Source organism: Vibrio albus (assembly GCF_003144035.1).
Classification (GTDB): Bacteria; Pseudomonadota; Gammaproteobacteria; order Enterobacterales; family Vibrionaceae; genus Vibrio; species Vibrio albus.
In genome coordinates this window covers 45,349-60,723 of record NZ_QFWT01000010.1, presented here as the reverse complement: position 1 = coordinate 60,723, position 15,375 = coordinate 45,349, and the positions used below count along the sequence as shown (strand labels likewise).

General features: G+C 44.4%; 16 protein-coding genes. 4 read left to right on the top strand and 12 right to left on the bottom strand.

Annotated features, from left to right (window positions below; all coding sequences use genetic code 11):
• Positions 1–633, bottom strand: a complete 633-nt coding sequence (locus DI392_RS16190; protein ID WP_109320872.1) for a DNA-J related domain-containing protein — start codon at positions 631–633, stop codon at positions 1–3.
• A gap of 208 nt (positions 634–841) precedes the next feature.
• On the opposite strand from DI392_RS16190, the gene DI392_RS16185 reads away from it, so the two are divergent.
• Positions 842–1,468 (top strand): DUF2238 domain-containing protein, encoded by a 627-nt coding sequence (locus DI392_RS16185; RefSeq protein WP_109320741.1) that lies wholly within the window; start codon positions 842–844, stop codon positions 1,466–1,468.
• Positions 1,469–1,561: 93 nt separating this feature from the next.
• Here DI392_RS16185 and DI392_RS16180 read toward each other — a convergent pair whose 3' ends face one another.
• The 4 genes from DI392_RS16180 to nrdD all read right to left on the bottom strand — a co-directional run bounded on the left by DI392_RS16180 (position 1,562) and on the right by nrdD (position 6,331).
• Positions 1,562–2,362: a putative ATP-dependent zinc protease gene (locus DI392_RS16180; RefSeq protein WP_109320740.1), complete on the bottom strand. Its 801-nt coding sequence runs from the start codon at positions 2,360–2,362 to the stop codon at positions 1,562–1,564.
• A 27-nt stretch (positions 2,363–2,389) separates the two neighbouring features.
• On the bottom strand, positions 2,390–3,574 hold the full coding sequence (locus DI392_RS16175; protein ID WP_109320739.1) for an amino acid aminotransferase: 1,185 nt from the start codon (positions 3,572–3,574) through the stop codon (positions 2,390–2,392).
• Positions 3,575–3,648: 74 nt separating this feature from the next.
• Positions 3,649–4,119, bottom strand: coding sequence for an anaerobic ribonucleoside-triphosphate reductase-activating protein (gene nrdG, locus DI392_RS16170; RefSeq protein WP_109320738.1), 471 nt, complete (start codon positions 4,117–4,119; stop codon positions 3,649–3,651).
• A gap of 91 nt (positions 4,120–4,210) precedes the next feature.
• Positions 4,211–6,331, bottom strand: a complete 2,121-nt coding sequence (gene nrdD / locus DI392_RS16165; protein ID WP_109320737.1) for an anaerobic ribonucleoside-triphosphate reductase — start codon at positions 6,329–6,331, stop codon at positions 4,211–4,213.
• Between the two features lie 300 nt (positions 6,332–6,631).
• Here nrdD and DI392_RS16160 point away from each other — a divergent pair, with 300 nt between their 5' ends.
• Positions 6,632–7,534: an endonuclease/exonuclease/phosphatase family protein gene (locus DI392_RS16160; RefSeq protein ID WP_109320736.1), complete on the top strand. Its 903-nt coding sequence runs from the start codon at positions 6,632–6,634 to the stop codon at positions 7,532–7,534.
• 10 nt (positions 7,535–7,544) lie between these two features.
• On the opposite strand, the gene DI392_RS16155 is transcribed toward DI392_RS16160, so the two are convergent.
• The 3 genes from DI392_RS16155 to DI392_RS16145 are packed head-to-tail and all read right to left on the bottom strand — an operon-like array spanning position 7,545 to position 8,770.
• A complete protein-coding gene (locus DI392_RS16155; protein ID WP_109320735.1) occupies positions 7,545–8,018 on the bottom strand; it encodes a YeeE/YedE family protein in 474 nt (157 codons plus the stop codon).
• 12 nt (positions 8,019–8,030) lie between these two features.
• A complete protein-coding gene (locus DI392_RS16150; RefSeq protein ID WP_109320734.1) occupies positions 8,031–8,450 on the bottom strand; it encodes a YeeE/YedE family protein in 420 nt (139 codons plus the stop codon).
• Between the two features lie 26 nt (positions 8,451–8,476).
• A complete protein-coding gene (locus DI392_RS16145; protein ID WP_109320733.1) occupies positions 8,477–8,770 on the bottom strand; it encodes an ArsR/SmtB family transcription factor in 294 nt (97 codons plus the stop codon).
• A 164-nt stretch (positions 8,771–8,934) separates the two neighbouring features.
• Between DI392_RS16145 and DI392_RS16140 the strand changes: the two genes are divergently transcribed.
• Together DI392_RS16140 and trxC are read left to right on the top strand one after the other, a co-directional pair.
• Complete coding sequence (locus DI392_RS16140; RefSeq protein WP_109320732.1) at positions 8,935–9,123, top strand: YgaP family membrane protein; 189 nt, start codon at positions 8,935–8,937, stop codon at positions 9,121–9,123.
• A gap of 29 nt (positions 9,124–9,152) precedes the next feature.
• Positions 9,153–9,587 (top strand): thioredoxin TrxC, encoded by a 435-nt coding sequence (gene trxC, locus DI392_RS16135; RefSeq protein ID WP_109320731.1) that lies wholly within the window; start codon positions 9,153–9,155, stop codon positions 9,585–9,587.
• A 36-nt stretch (positions 9,588–9,623) separates the two neighbouring features.
• On the opposite strand, the gene DI392_RS16130 is transcribed toward trxC, so the two are convergent.
• From DI392_RS16130 to DI392_RS16115, 4 genes are all read right to left on the bottom strand, one after another.
• On the bottom strand, positions 9,624–10,595 hold the full coding sequence (locus DI392_RS16130) for a substrate-binding domain-containing protein (RefSeq protein ID WP_109320730.1): 972 nt from the start codon (positions 10,593–10,595) through the stop codon (positions 9,624–9,626).
• Positions 10,585–13,110 carry a hybrid sensor histidine kinase/response regulator gene (locus DI392_RS16125; RefSeq protein ID WP_109320729.1) on the bottom strand — a complete coding sequence of 842 codons (2,526 nt, stop codon included), beginning with the start codon at positions 13,108–13,110 and terminating at the stop codon, positions 10,585–10,587. Before DI392_RS16125 ends, DI392_RS16130 begins: the two co-directional genes overlap by 11 nt.
• Positions 13,111–13,283: 173 nt before the next feature.
• Positions 13,284–14,225 carry an ABC transporter substrate-binding protein gene (locus DI392_RS16120; protein ID WP_109320728.1) on the bottom strand — a complete coding sequence of 314 codons (942 nt, stop codon included), beginning with the start codon at positions 14,223–14,225 and terminating at the stop codon, positions 13,284–13,286.
• A gap of 128 nt (positions 14,226–14,353) precedes the next feature.
• Complete coding sequence (locus DI392_RS16115) at positions 14,354–15,349, bottom strand: ABC transporter permease subunit (protein ID WP_109320727.1); 996 nt, start codon at positions 15,347–15,349, stop codon at positions 14,354–14,356.
• Positions 15,350–15,375 lie beyond the last annotated feature (26 nt).

Sequence of the window (15,375 nt, the reverse complement as noted above, 5' to 3'; positions counted from 1 at the left end):
TTAAGGCGTGGTAAAGTCTTTCTCTCTGAGAACATTCCACGCCTTACATAACACCCTGAATTTATCGGCGTTACCATTATCTCTGTCTGGATGCCATTTCAGAGCCAGTTTACGCCAGCGCTTACGAATGTCTTTTTGAGTAGCGTCAGCAGGCAGTTCAAACAAACGTAATGCCTGTTTCCGGCTTATGTCCCCCTGAATATCTCCGACAAAATTGCGGTAGCGGGTCCAGAACTCGTTCAGCAAACGTTTCACTTCCCCTTCTTCTGCTTCGTAGTTTGTCCAGTCGGTATAATATTCTCTGAGAGGATCCTCAAGATCTATGGCGAAACCGGCATTATTTACACGCCCCAACAGCCGTATATCCATTGCCTGAACCTGTATCCAGCTATTCGGAGATAACGTGTCCTGCAATTGATATAACGCATTCATAATCAAAAAGTTGCGTTTAAATAAATCCTTGTCCGGTGAGATATCCAGAGTGGGCAATATATTCAGTTCAGACAGGCGGGAAGCAAGAGTATGAACTTTCCAGCCAATATTCTGCTTGCGCAGGATATCCAGAATAGGCCAGAGAAGAGGATTCTCTATATCGGTGAATTGTTGTTCTGCAAGATTAGTGGATGAACTCATTGAGCGTCGCGTCAGCTTCATTATCTTCTGTTTAGTTATTAATACTCTACTCGAATATTTGACTGATTCAACTCTATTTCTTTCGGTAAGTGGACTAAGATCATGAATGTACAAAGTGATGTATCTGCCAACAATTGAACGGCGTTCAATTATATGTGATTATACAACCAGCTGAAAACATAGCCATTCTTCGGAGGTATCTGTATCCATGTCACCAAGCCTTATTACTTATCTAAATGCGTATCATGCATTCAATAACAAAACCTTCAAAAGCCTGTTTTGTCTTTTTATCGGTGTATTTATCTTTTCAACTATTGACCCGCACTCCTGGGCAGTGTGGGTGGCCGAAATCATACCCGTGTTAATCGGGATCCTATGTATTATTTTAATTTCCCGTCACTTTTCGTTCAGTCGTACCGCTTATGCACTGATGTTTGTCTGGTTATTGATGCATACCATTGGCGCGAAATATACCTTCGCTGAGGTCCCTTTTGACTGGTTTAACCATCTTATAGGCTCTGAACGGAATCAATATGACCGTGTTGCTCACTATTCTATCGGATTTTATGCTTACCCTATTGCTGAATTTCTTTTCCGGAAATGCGATAGCGGTAAAACTATTGCTACGCTGTTTGGGTTATTCGCTATCATGAGTCTTGCTGCCGGGTATGAGATTATTGAATGGTGGTATGCCGAGCTTGCCGGTGGTGAAGAAGGGATTGCCTTTTTAGGTTCGCAGGGTGACATCTGGGATGCGCAAAAAGACATGCTTTGTGACACTTTGGGAGCAATAACTTCACTGCTCTTATTTCACTACCAAAACAGGCGTCCGTAATACTATTTATAGCCTCAGAGAATACTATTTACAGCCAAACAATAAAGCGGACAAACAGTCCGCTTTATACATGCCCTTCCTTCCCCGGAAAGATTACTTTTTGGTCTGAATATACTGCCTGCCGGGATCGACGACGACCTTGTCATTAAAAAAGTTTTTCCCAAGCACCAGAACTTCTTCTGCCGACAGCTTTTTCATTAAAACAAAATTAATGCGGTCTGTTAACTCACCAACCTGAACCCAGGTCGCCACAACGGGTCTTTTTTCTAACCAGACAGTGACAGGCAAATTCATCTCGCTTTGTTTATCACCCGTCTCATTGCCCAGGCTAAACGTTACCCATTCCTTGCCATTACGCTCAAAAATATTCATGTCCGTCACGTGAATGAGGGACAGGTCAATATCCGGGTTAACTTCCGCGACAAAGCTCTTACTGACACCCGGTAAATAGGCCCACTCCTGTGAGCCAAACAGATATTGATTATCTTGGACACTGACGACAACAGAGGGGGCAGATTCCTCAGCATCTGAAAGTGGCTGAGACACAATAGTCTGCTGAACTGACTCAGCCATCTCAGCTTTTTCAACATCTTGAGTGTCTGAGATTAACTCTGCTACCGGCTCATCGAGCCGTGTGACTTCCTGATTATTGATACCGGGATCAGTCTCTGCTCTTTTTGGAGTAACCTCAACCACAGGCTCCTGAACGTCCGGATGCTTTTGCTCAACCATCTGGAGATCAGCCACTTCCGCAAGTTCACTGGCGGTCAGCGGGCCTTCTAAAGGCTCTTTATTATCTATTTCTGAATTATTGTCGGAAAGAGTGGTTGGCGACCCACAGGCAACCAACCCTGTTATACAAAAAACAGACAAAAGCGATTTTAAATGCCCCACTTGGCCCCCTGATAAATGCAATAATGATCAGCCTGCGATGGTACTGATTGCATTAGCAACATATAGGATATCTGATTCTTTTAATCCGGCGATGTTAATCCTGCCATCCCCTACGCCATAAACACCAAATTGTTCCCGCAGCTGAATCATCTGACTCTCAGAAAATCCTAGCACAGTAAACATACCTTTGTGACTTTCAATAAAATCAAATTGTTGGCTTTTGTGAACTGAACGCAATTCCGCACACAATGTATGACGAAGACCCACCAGACGCATCCGCATTTCGTTTAATTCTTCTTTCCACATGGCTGTTAGATTAGCGTCGTCAAGAACGGTCTGAACTAACGCAGCCCCGTGATCAGGTGGCATGGTGTAGGTCGCACGAGCTAACTGAAGTAACTTACCTTTTGCATTCGTCACATCTTTCGTGTTTTTACCCACAACAATCGCGGCACCAGTTCTTTCACGATATAGGCCAAAATTTTTAGAGCATGACGTCGTAATCATGACCTCATCGAGGTTATCAGCCATATGCCTTACTCCTTTGGCATCTTCCTCAAGCCCGTCACCAAAGCCTTGATAAGCGATATCTATAAAAGGAATAAATCCATTTTTTTGAGCCAGTTCGGTGATCGCCTTCCATGCAGGAAAATCAATATCAGCCCCTGTAGGGTTATGACAACAGCCGTGCAACAAGACAACATCGTTAGGCCCGGCTTTAGCAAGATCGTCCAGCATTGCAGCCGTATCAACTTGCTTGGTCTCCGTACTGAAGTACCGGTAAAGTCTGACCTTAAGTCCTGCTGCTTCCATTACCGGCCTATGGTTAACATAACTAGGATTACTCAGCCATACTGTGGTATCAGGTTGAGCCACTTTAATAAGATCGCCGAGCATTCTCAGAGCACCACTGGCACCCGGGGTCTGTATGGCAGAAACACGATCCATCGCCGATGTACCTTCAAGCACAAGTTTAACCATGTTCTGGTTAAACTCTTCCCGGCCAGAAAGCCCGATATACACTTTGGTATCCTGGGTTTCGGTCTGTTGAACCTGAGCGGCTTTAACAGCCCGCATAATCGGGGTCACCCCTTGGCTATTGCGGTATACGCCGATACCTAAATCCACTTTTTCTTTACGTGGGTCATCCCGGTATAGAGCGGAAAGAGACAGAATCGGATCAGTGTGAGGGGTTGGTAAGTGGGAGAACATTAACGTGACAATCCTTTGAAAATACGGAGATATTGTCACGTTATCACTAGTATATAAAAATCCAAAGCAGTTTATTATTCTGCTGTCAGATAGTGGATCACCTGGTTAGAGCTTCCTCTCCAATCAAGACTTGGGTCTGCCAGATCTTGTTCGAATTTTCCATCAATAAGCACATCAATATACTGAACAACCTCGTTCTGTTCAGACGTAAGTTCTGAGAATAGATATCCGGTCCACATCCAGATATCTTTGCCCGGGCACTCTGAACGTACTCGCTGACATAGCTTAAGAATAGCAGAAATATTAGCCGGGTGAAGAGGATCACCACCGGACAGGCTCAGTCCCCTTCGCTTGATTCTGGAGTCGTTCAAATCACTGATGATTTGATCTTCCATTTCCTGCGTAAAAGTAAGGCCGGATGTCGGAGACCAGGTCGATTTGTTATAGCAGCCACGGCACTGGTGAATACATCCTGACACAAACAGGGCACAACGAGTTCCCGGGCCATTAACAACGTCAATTGGATAGTACTGGCTATAATTCATAACATTCACATGTGAAATCAAGGAGGTACAATATGAAAGTGAGGCTATACTCCCCCGTGTTCGGAGGAGTATTTCATCACTACTGGAAACGTTAAAGGTGCTTAATGCGGCGCTTCACTTCTTCCTGCTTGCCAAGGTTGAATGGTCTTGCATCAGGACTGCCTAAGTAACCACAGACACGACGGGTAACCGATACTCTTGTTGAATCATGATTACCACATTTCGGACAAGTAAAGCCCTTGCTGGTACATTCGAACTCACCGGTATATCCACAATCGTAACATTCATCTATTGGCGTATTCGTTCCGTAGTACGGTACCCGGCTGTAACTGTAATCCCAGACATTTTCCAGAGCTTCAATATTACGCTGCATATTGGGGAATTCACCGTAACAGATAAAGCCACCACTGGACAATTTCGGATAAGGCATCTCGAAATCAATTTTATCATAAGGGTTCACTTTCTTTTCAACGTCCAGGTGGAAACTGTTGGTGTAATAGCCTTTGTCCGTGACACCATCAATGACACCAAAATCTTTCGCATCAATACGACAGAAACGGTTACACAGGTTTTCACTAGGCGTACCATACAGGCTGAAAGCATAACCGGTTTCTTCTGCCCACTGATCGACCGCTTTTTTCAGGCGGCCAATAATCTCGACCGCTTTCTCACTTAATTTACCAGAATCATAGACGTGCGACGCGTTGTCATACAACGCATTGATGGTTTCGTGGACACCGATGTATCCAAGAGAAATAGACGCCCGGCCATTTTTGAAAATTTCTGCCACAGAATCATCAGCTTTAAGGCGAACACCACAAGCTCCTTCCATATACAGAATAGGAGCAACACGAGCTTTGACTGTTTCAAGACGACTGATACGGGTTTCCAGCGCCTTACGCGCTAACAACAGCTTTTCATCCAGCAATTTGAAGAATTGGGATTCACTGCCCTGCGCCTGAAGAGCAATACGTGGCAGGTTAAGACTCACCACACCCAGGTTATTCCGGCCATCATGTATCAGTTCACCGTTCTCTTCATAAGGATTAAGGAAACTACGGCACCCCATAGGCGTTTTAAAGGAACCTGTTACCTCAACGACTTTATCGTAGTTAAGAATATCCGGATACATTCGCTTAGAAGCACATTCCAACGCCAGTTGCTTCACATCATAGTTTGGATCGGAAGGCTTATGGTTCAGGCCATCACGAATCGCAAATACCAGCTTAGGGAAAACGGCTGTTTTATGATTTTTACCCAGACCAGCAATACGGTTTCGTAAAATAGATTTCTGAATAAGCTTAGCAGCCCAGCTTGTACCCAACCCGAAACCAAATGTAACAAACGGAGTCTGTCCATTTGCCGTGTGCAGAGTATTCACTTCATATTCCAGAGACTGAAACGCATCAAAACACTCTTTTTCTGTGCGGGAAAGAGCAAAGGCCTTAGGATCATGAATATCCCACTCTTGAGCAATTTCAAGATGCTTGTCATAGCTGGAAAGAACATAAGGCTCCAGAATTTCATCAATACCGTTTATAGTCGTACCACCGTATATATGAGATGCCACCTGAGCGATGATTTGAGCGGTAACCGCTGTCGCGGTAGAAATTGATTTAGGCGTATCAATTTCCGCATTACCCATTTTGAATCCATGCGTAAGCATGCCTTTCAAATCGATAAGCATGCAGTTAAACATCGGGAAGAAAGGCGCGTAATCAAGGTCATGGTAGTGAATATCACCACTCTCATGAGCTTTAACAATATCTCTCGGTAAAATATGAGTTTTCGCATAATGTTTTGCGACAATACCGGCAAGTAAATCACGCTGGGTTGGTATTACCTTGCCATCTTTGTTCGCATTTTCATTCAATAGATCAGCATTGCTTTGCTCTATTAAGCCCTGAATCTCTTTGCTTAATGCGCTTTTTTTCTCACGGGCAATATCGCGGTCATGGCGATATTCAATATAAGAACGAGCCAGTCCTTTATATGGCCCTTGCATCAGTTCATTTTCAACTAATGTCTGGATTTCCTGAATGTCAACATTTTCGCTGTCAGCAAGCTGAAGCTCCACGGCTTCTGCCACTTTTTCTGCGTAAGCTGACACTTCACTGTCAATATGATCTGATGCGCTTTCTACTGCAGCGGTAATGCGATCCCGAGTAAATGGGGCGCGAGAGCCATCTCGCTTAATGACAACAGGTTTCACCTTTTCTCCTTACCCTTAGCATATCCACAGGTTTACCCACAAACACACCATATAGGGCTTCTTATTATTTAACTGACACAAGATATTGTGGCGTATTTAACGAAAAGCACCAATTAAAAGTAATGATCCAGATCAATAAACATAGCATGCCGGACAAGAACAACCCGATCTTTCTGCATGTGATCTCACTACTGAAAGAAAGAAAAAAATCATTAAAATTTGAGAATTACTAGCTTGAAATTTCTGATTCCCTGATACCATGGTAGCTAGAGGCTGATTCACTTTTGTGGGGGTAAATTAATGAAAAAATTTACGTGCTTTATATCACTTTTTATGCTTGCACTAGCATGGCCAAATTTTACCCGCTCGGAAGTCATTTCACTCACAACCTGGAATTTGGAGTGGTTAACAAATAATCCTGTGGAAAACATTTCCGAAAGTAAAAGAAGCCGGGAAGACTTGACTAAATTAGCCGAGCACATTGATTTCATTCAGCCGGATATATTAGCGTTTCAAGAAGTTAATAATATTTCAGCGATAAAAAGCATTATTAACAATAAATACAAAATATACCTTTCAGACCGTAACAAAATAATAAACAGTAAATTACAATTTGAAGATATCAATCAATTTACCGGATTCGCTATAGCACCAAAATGGCAGGTTACCGATCCCGCAGACCTTCCCTTATCCCCCAGACATAAACTGAGGTTCGCCAGTTACGTGATTATATATTTTGATGGAAAGCATGCTATTCACCTGCTTTCGGTCCATCTGAAAGCAGGTTGCAGAGGGAAATATAAAAACAGCCGTTCCTGCACCATGCTGAAAAAGCAAGGCGAGAAATTAAACGAATGGATTATCGACCGACAGGCCCAGGGACAAAGCTTTATAATACTGGGAGACTTCAATCATAATCTGGCTTATTCCGGGGACTGGTTATGGCAGGTACTAACGAAAAAAACCAACAGCCCGATTAAAGAAAACATCCTGCTGGCAACAAAAGGTACCGAATCCGAATGCCTGGTACGCTCAAAACAAAGTCCAAAGCGTACCTATCAATATCATAACCTGATTGATCATATCGTGGTCAGCGGGGACCTAATGTTTGCTCAACCGAAGCAGTATGTATTTCCGGTTGAGCAAGTAGTGAATTACCATCTAAGTGATCACTGTCCCCTGACTATACAAGTTAATAACTAGGGTGTGTTTATTAGCTACTGGATGTTGCTTCTTCTTCCTGCTGAACACGATTACCCTTAATATTCAGCAGGATATTCGTTCCACCAAGCCCAACCATCATAGTAGCGAAAAAGATTACGATGCCCCCATTTCCGGCTGCAAGCGAAGATACCGCAGGTCCGGGACAAATGCCGACCAGCCCCCAGCCGATACCAAAAATGGCAGCACCGCTGATCAAACGCAAATCAAGCGTCTTTTTGTTTGCCAGGCAAAACTCTTCAGCAGCAACCGGTGCCTTTCTTTTCCTGATAACCAGAAAATAAGCGGGCATAAACACCGCCAGGGCCCCCCCCATTACAAACGCTAGATCCGGAGCCCAATGACCGGCGACATCCAGAAACGCAATAACATTCGCGGGATCCACCATGCCAGACACAGCCATCCCCAGACCAAATAGCAGCCCTGCAGCCAGTGCTACCATACGAAACAAAACAAATTGTGACATAAATACTCCGGATTACAGCAGATAAAGACGAACAAAAACAGTCAACGCAGCCACCAGCATAAATACACAGGTCGCGACGATAGAACGGACAGACAGACGGCCAATACCGCAGATCCCATGCCCGCTGGTACATCCGTTGCCCAATTTAGTGCCTATACCGACCAATAATCCGGCTAAAGCGACCATTCCTGTACTGGCTGCGAACTCTGTTGGTATATGAGCACCAAACGCTGTTGCGCCCAACATACCTCCGGAAATCATGCCGACAAAGAATAATAACCGCCAAGAGTAGTCTTTTGACTTCGGAGTCAATAACCCGGTTAATACGCCACTGATACCAGCAATCTTGCCATTCATTAACAGCAGTAATGTTGCTGATATCCCCAATAACACACCTCCAAACAGTGATTCCCAGGGAATTTCAAAGCTCATTTGTACCTCAGATAAAAGTTAAAAATTTATGTGCAAAAAGTTGCTTGTAGATTCTGGAGCAGCAAAGCTACCCTAGGATCTGCCAAAGAATAAAAAACTTGTTGTGACTCTTTGCGAACTTTTACCAGGCCGTGCTTTTTCAGTACCGTCAGATGCTGAGAAAATGCAGACTGACTTAATGATGAGCCTTCTTGCAGCTTCCCGGCTCCAACCTCGCCTTGCGTAAGTTGGCAAAGAACCATTAACCGTTCCGGATGTGCCATGGTCTTTAGTAATTCAGACACATCATTAGCATTACTTTGCATTTTTTGAATGTCCATAAACACCTCGGCAACCTTTTTATTTAGATATTACTAATACACATACATTAGTCAACACTTGTTTAGTAAAATAAATTATATAGGCAAAAATAATATTAGACAAATCTAAATTAGACTAGTATGTTTATCTTGTGTTCATCAGGAATACTGATTGGAGAGAAACTATGACTATCGACAATGGCGTCCGTGTTTTGGCTGGCAGTATGGTTCTGTTATCTGTCATTTTAACGGTTACTGTTCACCCTGGTTTTGTCTGGCTTACCGTCTTCGTTGGCCTTAACCTGATACAAAGTGCTTTTACAGGTATATGTCCGGCGGTATTTTTCCTTAAGAAGCTCGGCTTACGTGAATAAAGTCTGTAGTTATTCTGTGAGAAGAGATTATGTCTACGATTACGACTCGATGCCCGTCCTGTAACGGGCTGAATAAACTGCCTGTCAGTCGGATTTCAGAACAGGCCGTTTGTGGAAAATGTAAAGCGCCCCTGCTGGATGGTGCCCCCATTGAAGGTACCCCGAAAAATCTGGATGCACTACTGACTAGCAACATTCCTGTTGTCGTTGATTTCTGGGCCCCCTGGTGTGGGCCATGCCAGAGCTTCGCACCTATCTTTAAAGAAGTCGCCCAACAACGGCAAAACGAGATACGTTTTGTCAAAGTAGATACAGAGTCTAACCCGGAACTCGCCGGACAGTATCGGATCCGCAGCATTCCGACATTGATGGTATTTAAAGGGGGTCAGAGAGTTGATTTTTTATCCGGTGCCCTGCCAAAGTCTCAGTTTGAAAGCTGGTTAAATAACGCCATAGCCAAATAGCCAAATAGCCAACAGAATAGGGCTTTTAAGAAAGCCCTACTTCAACTCCTGCCACTGACTGAATTTATCAGCATTTCCTTTTGTGACCAGCTTAGTCGGTATCAGTGTTGTCTTTTGCTCCTGAAATTGACCACTCAGGCGCTCAAGCGCCAGCTTGACCGCATTTCTGGCCATCGCTCTGGGAAATTGCGCAACCGATGCAATCAGATTGGTGTCATCTGATATTAACCTCTCCAGTACCTGTGGCGATGCGTCGACAGAAGTGATAAGTGCACGCCGATTGTTCATCTGTCTGGTCGCTTCTTCCGCTCCCAGAGCCGAAGGATCGTTGATGGCGAATACACCATCGAGATCTGGATATTCCAGCAACAAATACGTCATACTTTCAAGGCCACCACTAAACGTACCACTGCTATTATGTTGATAAGAAACCAGCTGAATTTGAGGGTAATGCTTTAAATTGTCCCTGCACCCTTCGACCCGGTGAATAACAGAGGAAATCGGTGACCCATTGATAATGGCAACTTTCCCCTGACCAGACAGCTGCTCTGCAAGATACCCGCATGCCATACTACCCGCCTGAAAATTATCAGAAGAAACGCTAATATCAGTCCCGACCGCTTCGATATCCACCGCCGCCACAATGACCCCTTGTTCCCTGGCCATTTTTATAACGGGTGCAATGGCTTCTGTTTCTGATGCAGCAATAAACAAAATATCGACACCATCTTTGATAAACTTATTCAACTGAGCAACCTGTCGGGTCAAGTCGTAAGCACTGGACCGAATAAAGACATCAACATTGCCGGCGACATCTTTTTTCATTTCATTAGAAATTTCTTTCGCCAGAATGGAAAAGAAAGGATTAGAAAGATCCACCAGACTGATCCCGACTTGTAACTTTTTCTCTTCCGATACGATGTTATCACCCGGTGTCATAACGCTGTGAACCGGCAGGCTAAAGCATGCAAAAAGCAATGTGACCATATAAAACAGTTTATTTTTCATTTTCTTGTCCTGCCCTTACGACTTTGCGGATGTCTTCTTTCGTCATTGGTTTAGCAATAAAATTATCATCAAGTACACAATTGAACTGTTGCTCTATCAGTTCCTTAACCATGCCCGAATACAAAAATACGGGGAGTTCCGGATAGTAAAGATTGGCCTGATTACGAAACTCAATACCGGAAATAGACCGGGACAGGTGAATATCACTCAGAACACAGGCAACTTTACCGTGATAATCCTTTAGCCATTCCCACGCATTATCAGCACTCAGGAAATGGACTACCCGTTTGCAATACCTACTCAGCAAATCCGTCATTGTAGAAGCGACCTGACGATCATCTTCTATCAACAGAAGAATGCTATTAGTAAATAGTTCCGAAACGGACTCATCTTCATATTCACTGACCAATAAGAGATCGTCATTTTCAATAGGCCAGCGCATCCAGACCCTTGTACCCTGGTTCGGTTCAGATTCGATACCAATCTCCCCGCCAGACTGTTGCACATAACCGTGAACCGAACTTAAGCCCAACCCACTCCCCTCACCAACAGGCTTAGTGGTAAAGAAAGCTTCAAACACCCTGTCCTGAATCGCCTTCGGAATACCTTTCCCTGTATCAGAGACGGAAACTTCCAGCCAGGGTTTCGCCTGATGTTCCACCAGCTCCGTAGCGAGCATGATTTGTCCCGATCCTGTTATCGAACCATTCGCATTTAAGATCAGATTAAGCAGTGCATTTTGTAGCTGGGCCTTATCAATTTTTATCCGGTAATGATGCACGGAAAGATCGTAAATCAGAGCGACACCGTCAGATACGCTGTATTCAAGCAAATCCTGTGTCTCACTGATCAATTCTTCCACTAGCACAGACTCTGGCTCCAGTACCTGTTTTCGACTGAATGCGAGCAATTTTCTTATCAGGTGACTGCCGTTTTCCGTCGCTCTTAGCGCTCTCGTAACATACTTTTGTGAACGTTCAGACAGTTCAGACTGAATTTCCAGCAATTGCAGGTTTCCGGAAATCGACGTAAGGAAGTTGTTAAAATCATGAGAGACACCACCTGTTAACTGCCCCAGAACTTCCATTTTCTTTGCCTGTTGCAGTTGAAGTTCAGTCTCTCGGCGATAGGTCAGATCCTGTGTGAGGGTGATAAAGCCTCCATTCGGCATCGGCTGACTACGGAACTCAATGATGCCACCGGATTCATCGTGTCGCTCTACGCATTTATCCTGTGTATGACGAATATTAATCCAGTCAGAAAAATTAACTGGCTGACCGCTGATGTCTTTATATACCTCCCCATGGCTGCTGATCAGTTTCAGGACCGCTTCCAAAGGCATCCCCCGATACACGTCACCTTCTTTCAGATTCAGACTTGTCAGATACTGTTTATTCCAGGCGAGTAAACAGTTCTTTGCCGAAAATACACTTAGTCCGTCGTACATACCGTTAAAGATAGTTTCCAGCAGCAATTTTTGTTGTTCCAGATCATCTCGTACACTCTCTATCTGCTCGGTGTGGGTCCGGAAAGTCAGGTAGGCGCTTAATAGTTCACCCACTTCATCATCTCGAACCTGTAAGCTTTTCTCTTCAGTCTGTTTTCCGGTAGACAAGCGCACCATATCATCGGTAACGGACGTTAGCTCCTGAATGACACGCATATTACGACCATAGTTAGTAATCACCGTAACAATCAGTAAAATCATGACAAAGACCATGCCCCAAAAAACCTGATTGTTTAAAGACTTTACCATCACCTGTTGCTGATAGACTTTGTGCTCAATCTGATTAGCAAAGTTATTCACATACTCACTCAACTGCTCAGATTGAATACGCATGGAAATCAGAAGAAATTGTTTTCTTTTATTATTAGTAGCGATCTGTTGGTCATTGTGTTGAGCAAAAGTCAAAAAGTCCTGTAAAGGTTCCAGATCGGTATAGTGACCACTCTTTAACTGCTGCAGAAGCTTTTCAATCAGGCGAGCCCGCTCTTTATCCGGATCACTAAGAAACTCCATACTATTCAACTCTGATATCAATAAATCCGGTCTGATTCGTTTTTGAGTATCCAGGAAAAATTTCAGTTGGTAATGACGCCCCAGAAGCTCCTCTGATCGTAAAAGGCTGTCGGCAACCACCCTGCTTAACTGATCTGCACTCTGTTCTATCTGCCGTAGCTTTTTAACCAGATTATCGCGAAAATCCTTATCTGAGATAGTATCGATAATAGTAAATAAATGGCTGAATCTTTTTTCAAACCGGGCTTTCTGCTGCTGAAGAAGTGATGGCTGATCGGAAGATGCCACATAGGGAGCAAAAGCCGCAAGTTGAGCAACACCTTCAGCCAGCCCTAGTGCAATACGCATGTCGGGAAGTGACTCGGACTCCAGGCGAGTGATGACTTTGTTGGTCTGACTTAACCCGATAGCTGCAACCATGACTAACGCCAGGGACATAATGACAGCCATGATCATGGCCGTCAGCTCCCGGTTTTTTATTGTTTTCTTCAACACCTGTTTACATCCCGTTTAATTTAGAAGGCCTGGCTAAATCTGTTATACCCAGATCTTTATACCGGAATAAAAAGAGCCGGGAAGCAATCGAAGTCACGTCCCGGCTAATTCAAATTAAAGTTAGCATCACTTAGAGTAATGATTCACCAACTGATGTTGTTTTTATCACTAGCTTATCGGACAGCATCCCAACCGACATATTGATCAACATTGCTACGATCTACCAACTTAGAAGGAAGCAGCGTTACGGTTTTCTCTGGCTTAGTACCTGACAGAATCTTATAACCAACTGAAACCGCTTCTTCTGCCATATGATATGGATTCTGACTACCAGAAGCCTGAATCATAGGGCTTGATTTATCTTTCAGTGCAGCAACAATATCCGGTGCGCCATCAACGGAAGTAATAATAATATCGTTTCGTTTCAGCTGTTTTGCCGCTAGGTTAGTACCAATCGCCTGAGGGTCGTTGATGGCAAACACAGCATCGATTTGCGGGTAACGGGTCAGGTGACCAAGCATCACGGACATACCACCATCACGAGAGCCTTTACCATCCTGATCATCCGAAAGAATCTTAATATCCGGTGCTTTAGACAGCTCTTGTTTACAACCTGTCACCCTATCGATAACAGCTGATACCTGAGGTCCGTTCTGGATAATCACATTACCTTTACCGCCCAGTTTCTCGACGATATATTCACAAGCTACCGCACCTGCACTGACATTGTCCGTTGTCACTGTGGCATCTGAGCCTTTCGCTGCTGTATCAACAGATACCACCACAATACCCGCTTTTTGTGCACGCTTAATCGCAGGCTCAATCGCATTCGGGTCACCTGGGTTAAGCAGGATCATGTCCACGCCCGCGGCAATAAAGTTATCAATCTGGTTAAACTGTTTACCCAAATCGTAATCGTAACCCATAGATAGTACTTCAACGTCTGGATTAATTTGCTTTGCTTTAGCCTCTGCACCGTTTGCCAGAGCAACAAAGAACGGGTTACCCATAGAACCCAGAGAAATACCAATTTTATTGAGCTCTGCTGATTGCGCCGTTGAACTCATTCCCGCCATAACAGCTGCTGCCAGTGCCAGAGTTTTAAATGGTTTCATGATGTACTCCATGTATTGTTGTTTTGTTTCACGTGGTTTATACGGCAGCCATTCCGATTTATCTGATACCAGATTTAAGCTGCCAGTTATAGATAATAATGATTGTGGATAATACTGTTCTGTCAGTATCAGGTTCTCGCATTACCTTGCAGGCGGTAACGGTCCAGAGCAACCGCACCAATGATAATCAGGCCTTTGATAATGTACTGCCATACATCTGGCACACCAGTCAAAATCAGGCCATTGGTCAAGACCGCAATAATCAAAGCACCAATCAGAGTTCCCCAAATGGTCCCAATGCCTCCGACAAAACTGGTTCCACCCAAAATAACGGCCGCAATCGCATCAAGCTCATACGCCACACCTAACTGAGTACCATTTGCTGCGTATAGCCGTGCAGCAGACATTGCGCCACCAAGCCCGGAAAGGAAACCAGACACGCCATACACAAACAAAAGGATACCTGCGACTTTAATACCGGAAAGACGAGCGGCACTTTCGTTACCACCGACTGAGTAAATATGTATACCCAATACCGTGCGACGCAGGATAAACCAGGAAGCAACGATCACAATAGCCGCAATAATCACCAGCCAGGGTACGCCGAACAGCGATCCATTACCGATAAAGTCGAATGGCATCTCTGGGTTAAAGACCGTGGTGTCATTCCCCATTAAACGGGCAATACCCCGAATGGCGGTTAACCCACCTAGCGTCACGATAAACGGAGGAAGTCGCAGAAACGCAATCAATCCGCCGTTTATCAGACCAAATATGGTCCCGACTAACATCGCAGCCGGAAGCCCCATCATCCCTATCGCCGGGAATTTGGAGACGATCACCGCGATCATTGCCGCCGCCGCAAGTATGGAACCAACAGACAGGTCAATACCGCCGGTTAGGATAACAAAGGTCATACCTGCAGCCAGTACGGTATTGATTGACGCCTGCTGAGCGACGATAGACAAGTTATCCAGTGACATGAACCGTCCGCTCATTACTTCGAATCCGATACATAACACCACAAGTACCGGAAGCATACCTACCGATCTGAGCATAGACTGAAGGGAAATCTTTGGCTGTTCGACAGGAGCCGTATCAACCGCTTTTGTTGTTGTATTCATAACGTTTCTCTCTGAATATATTTCAT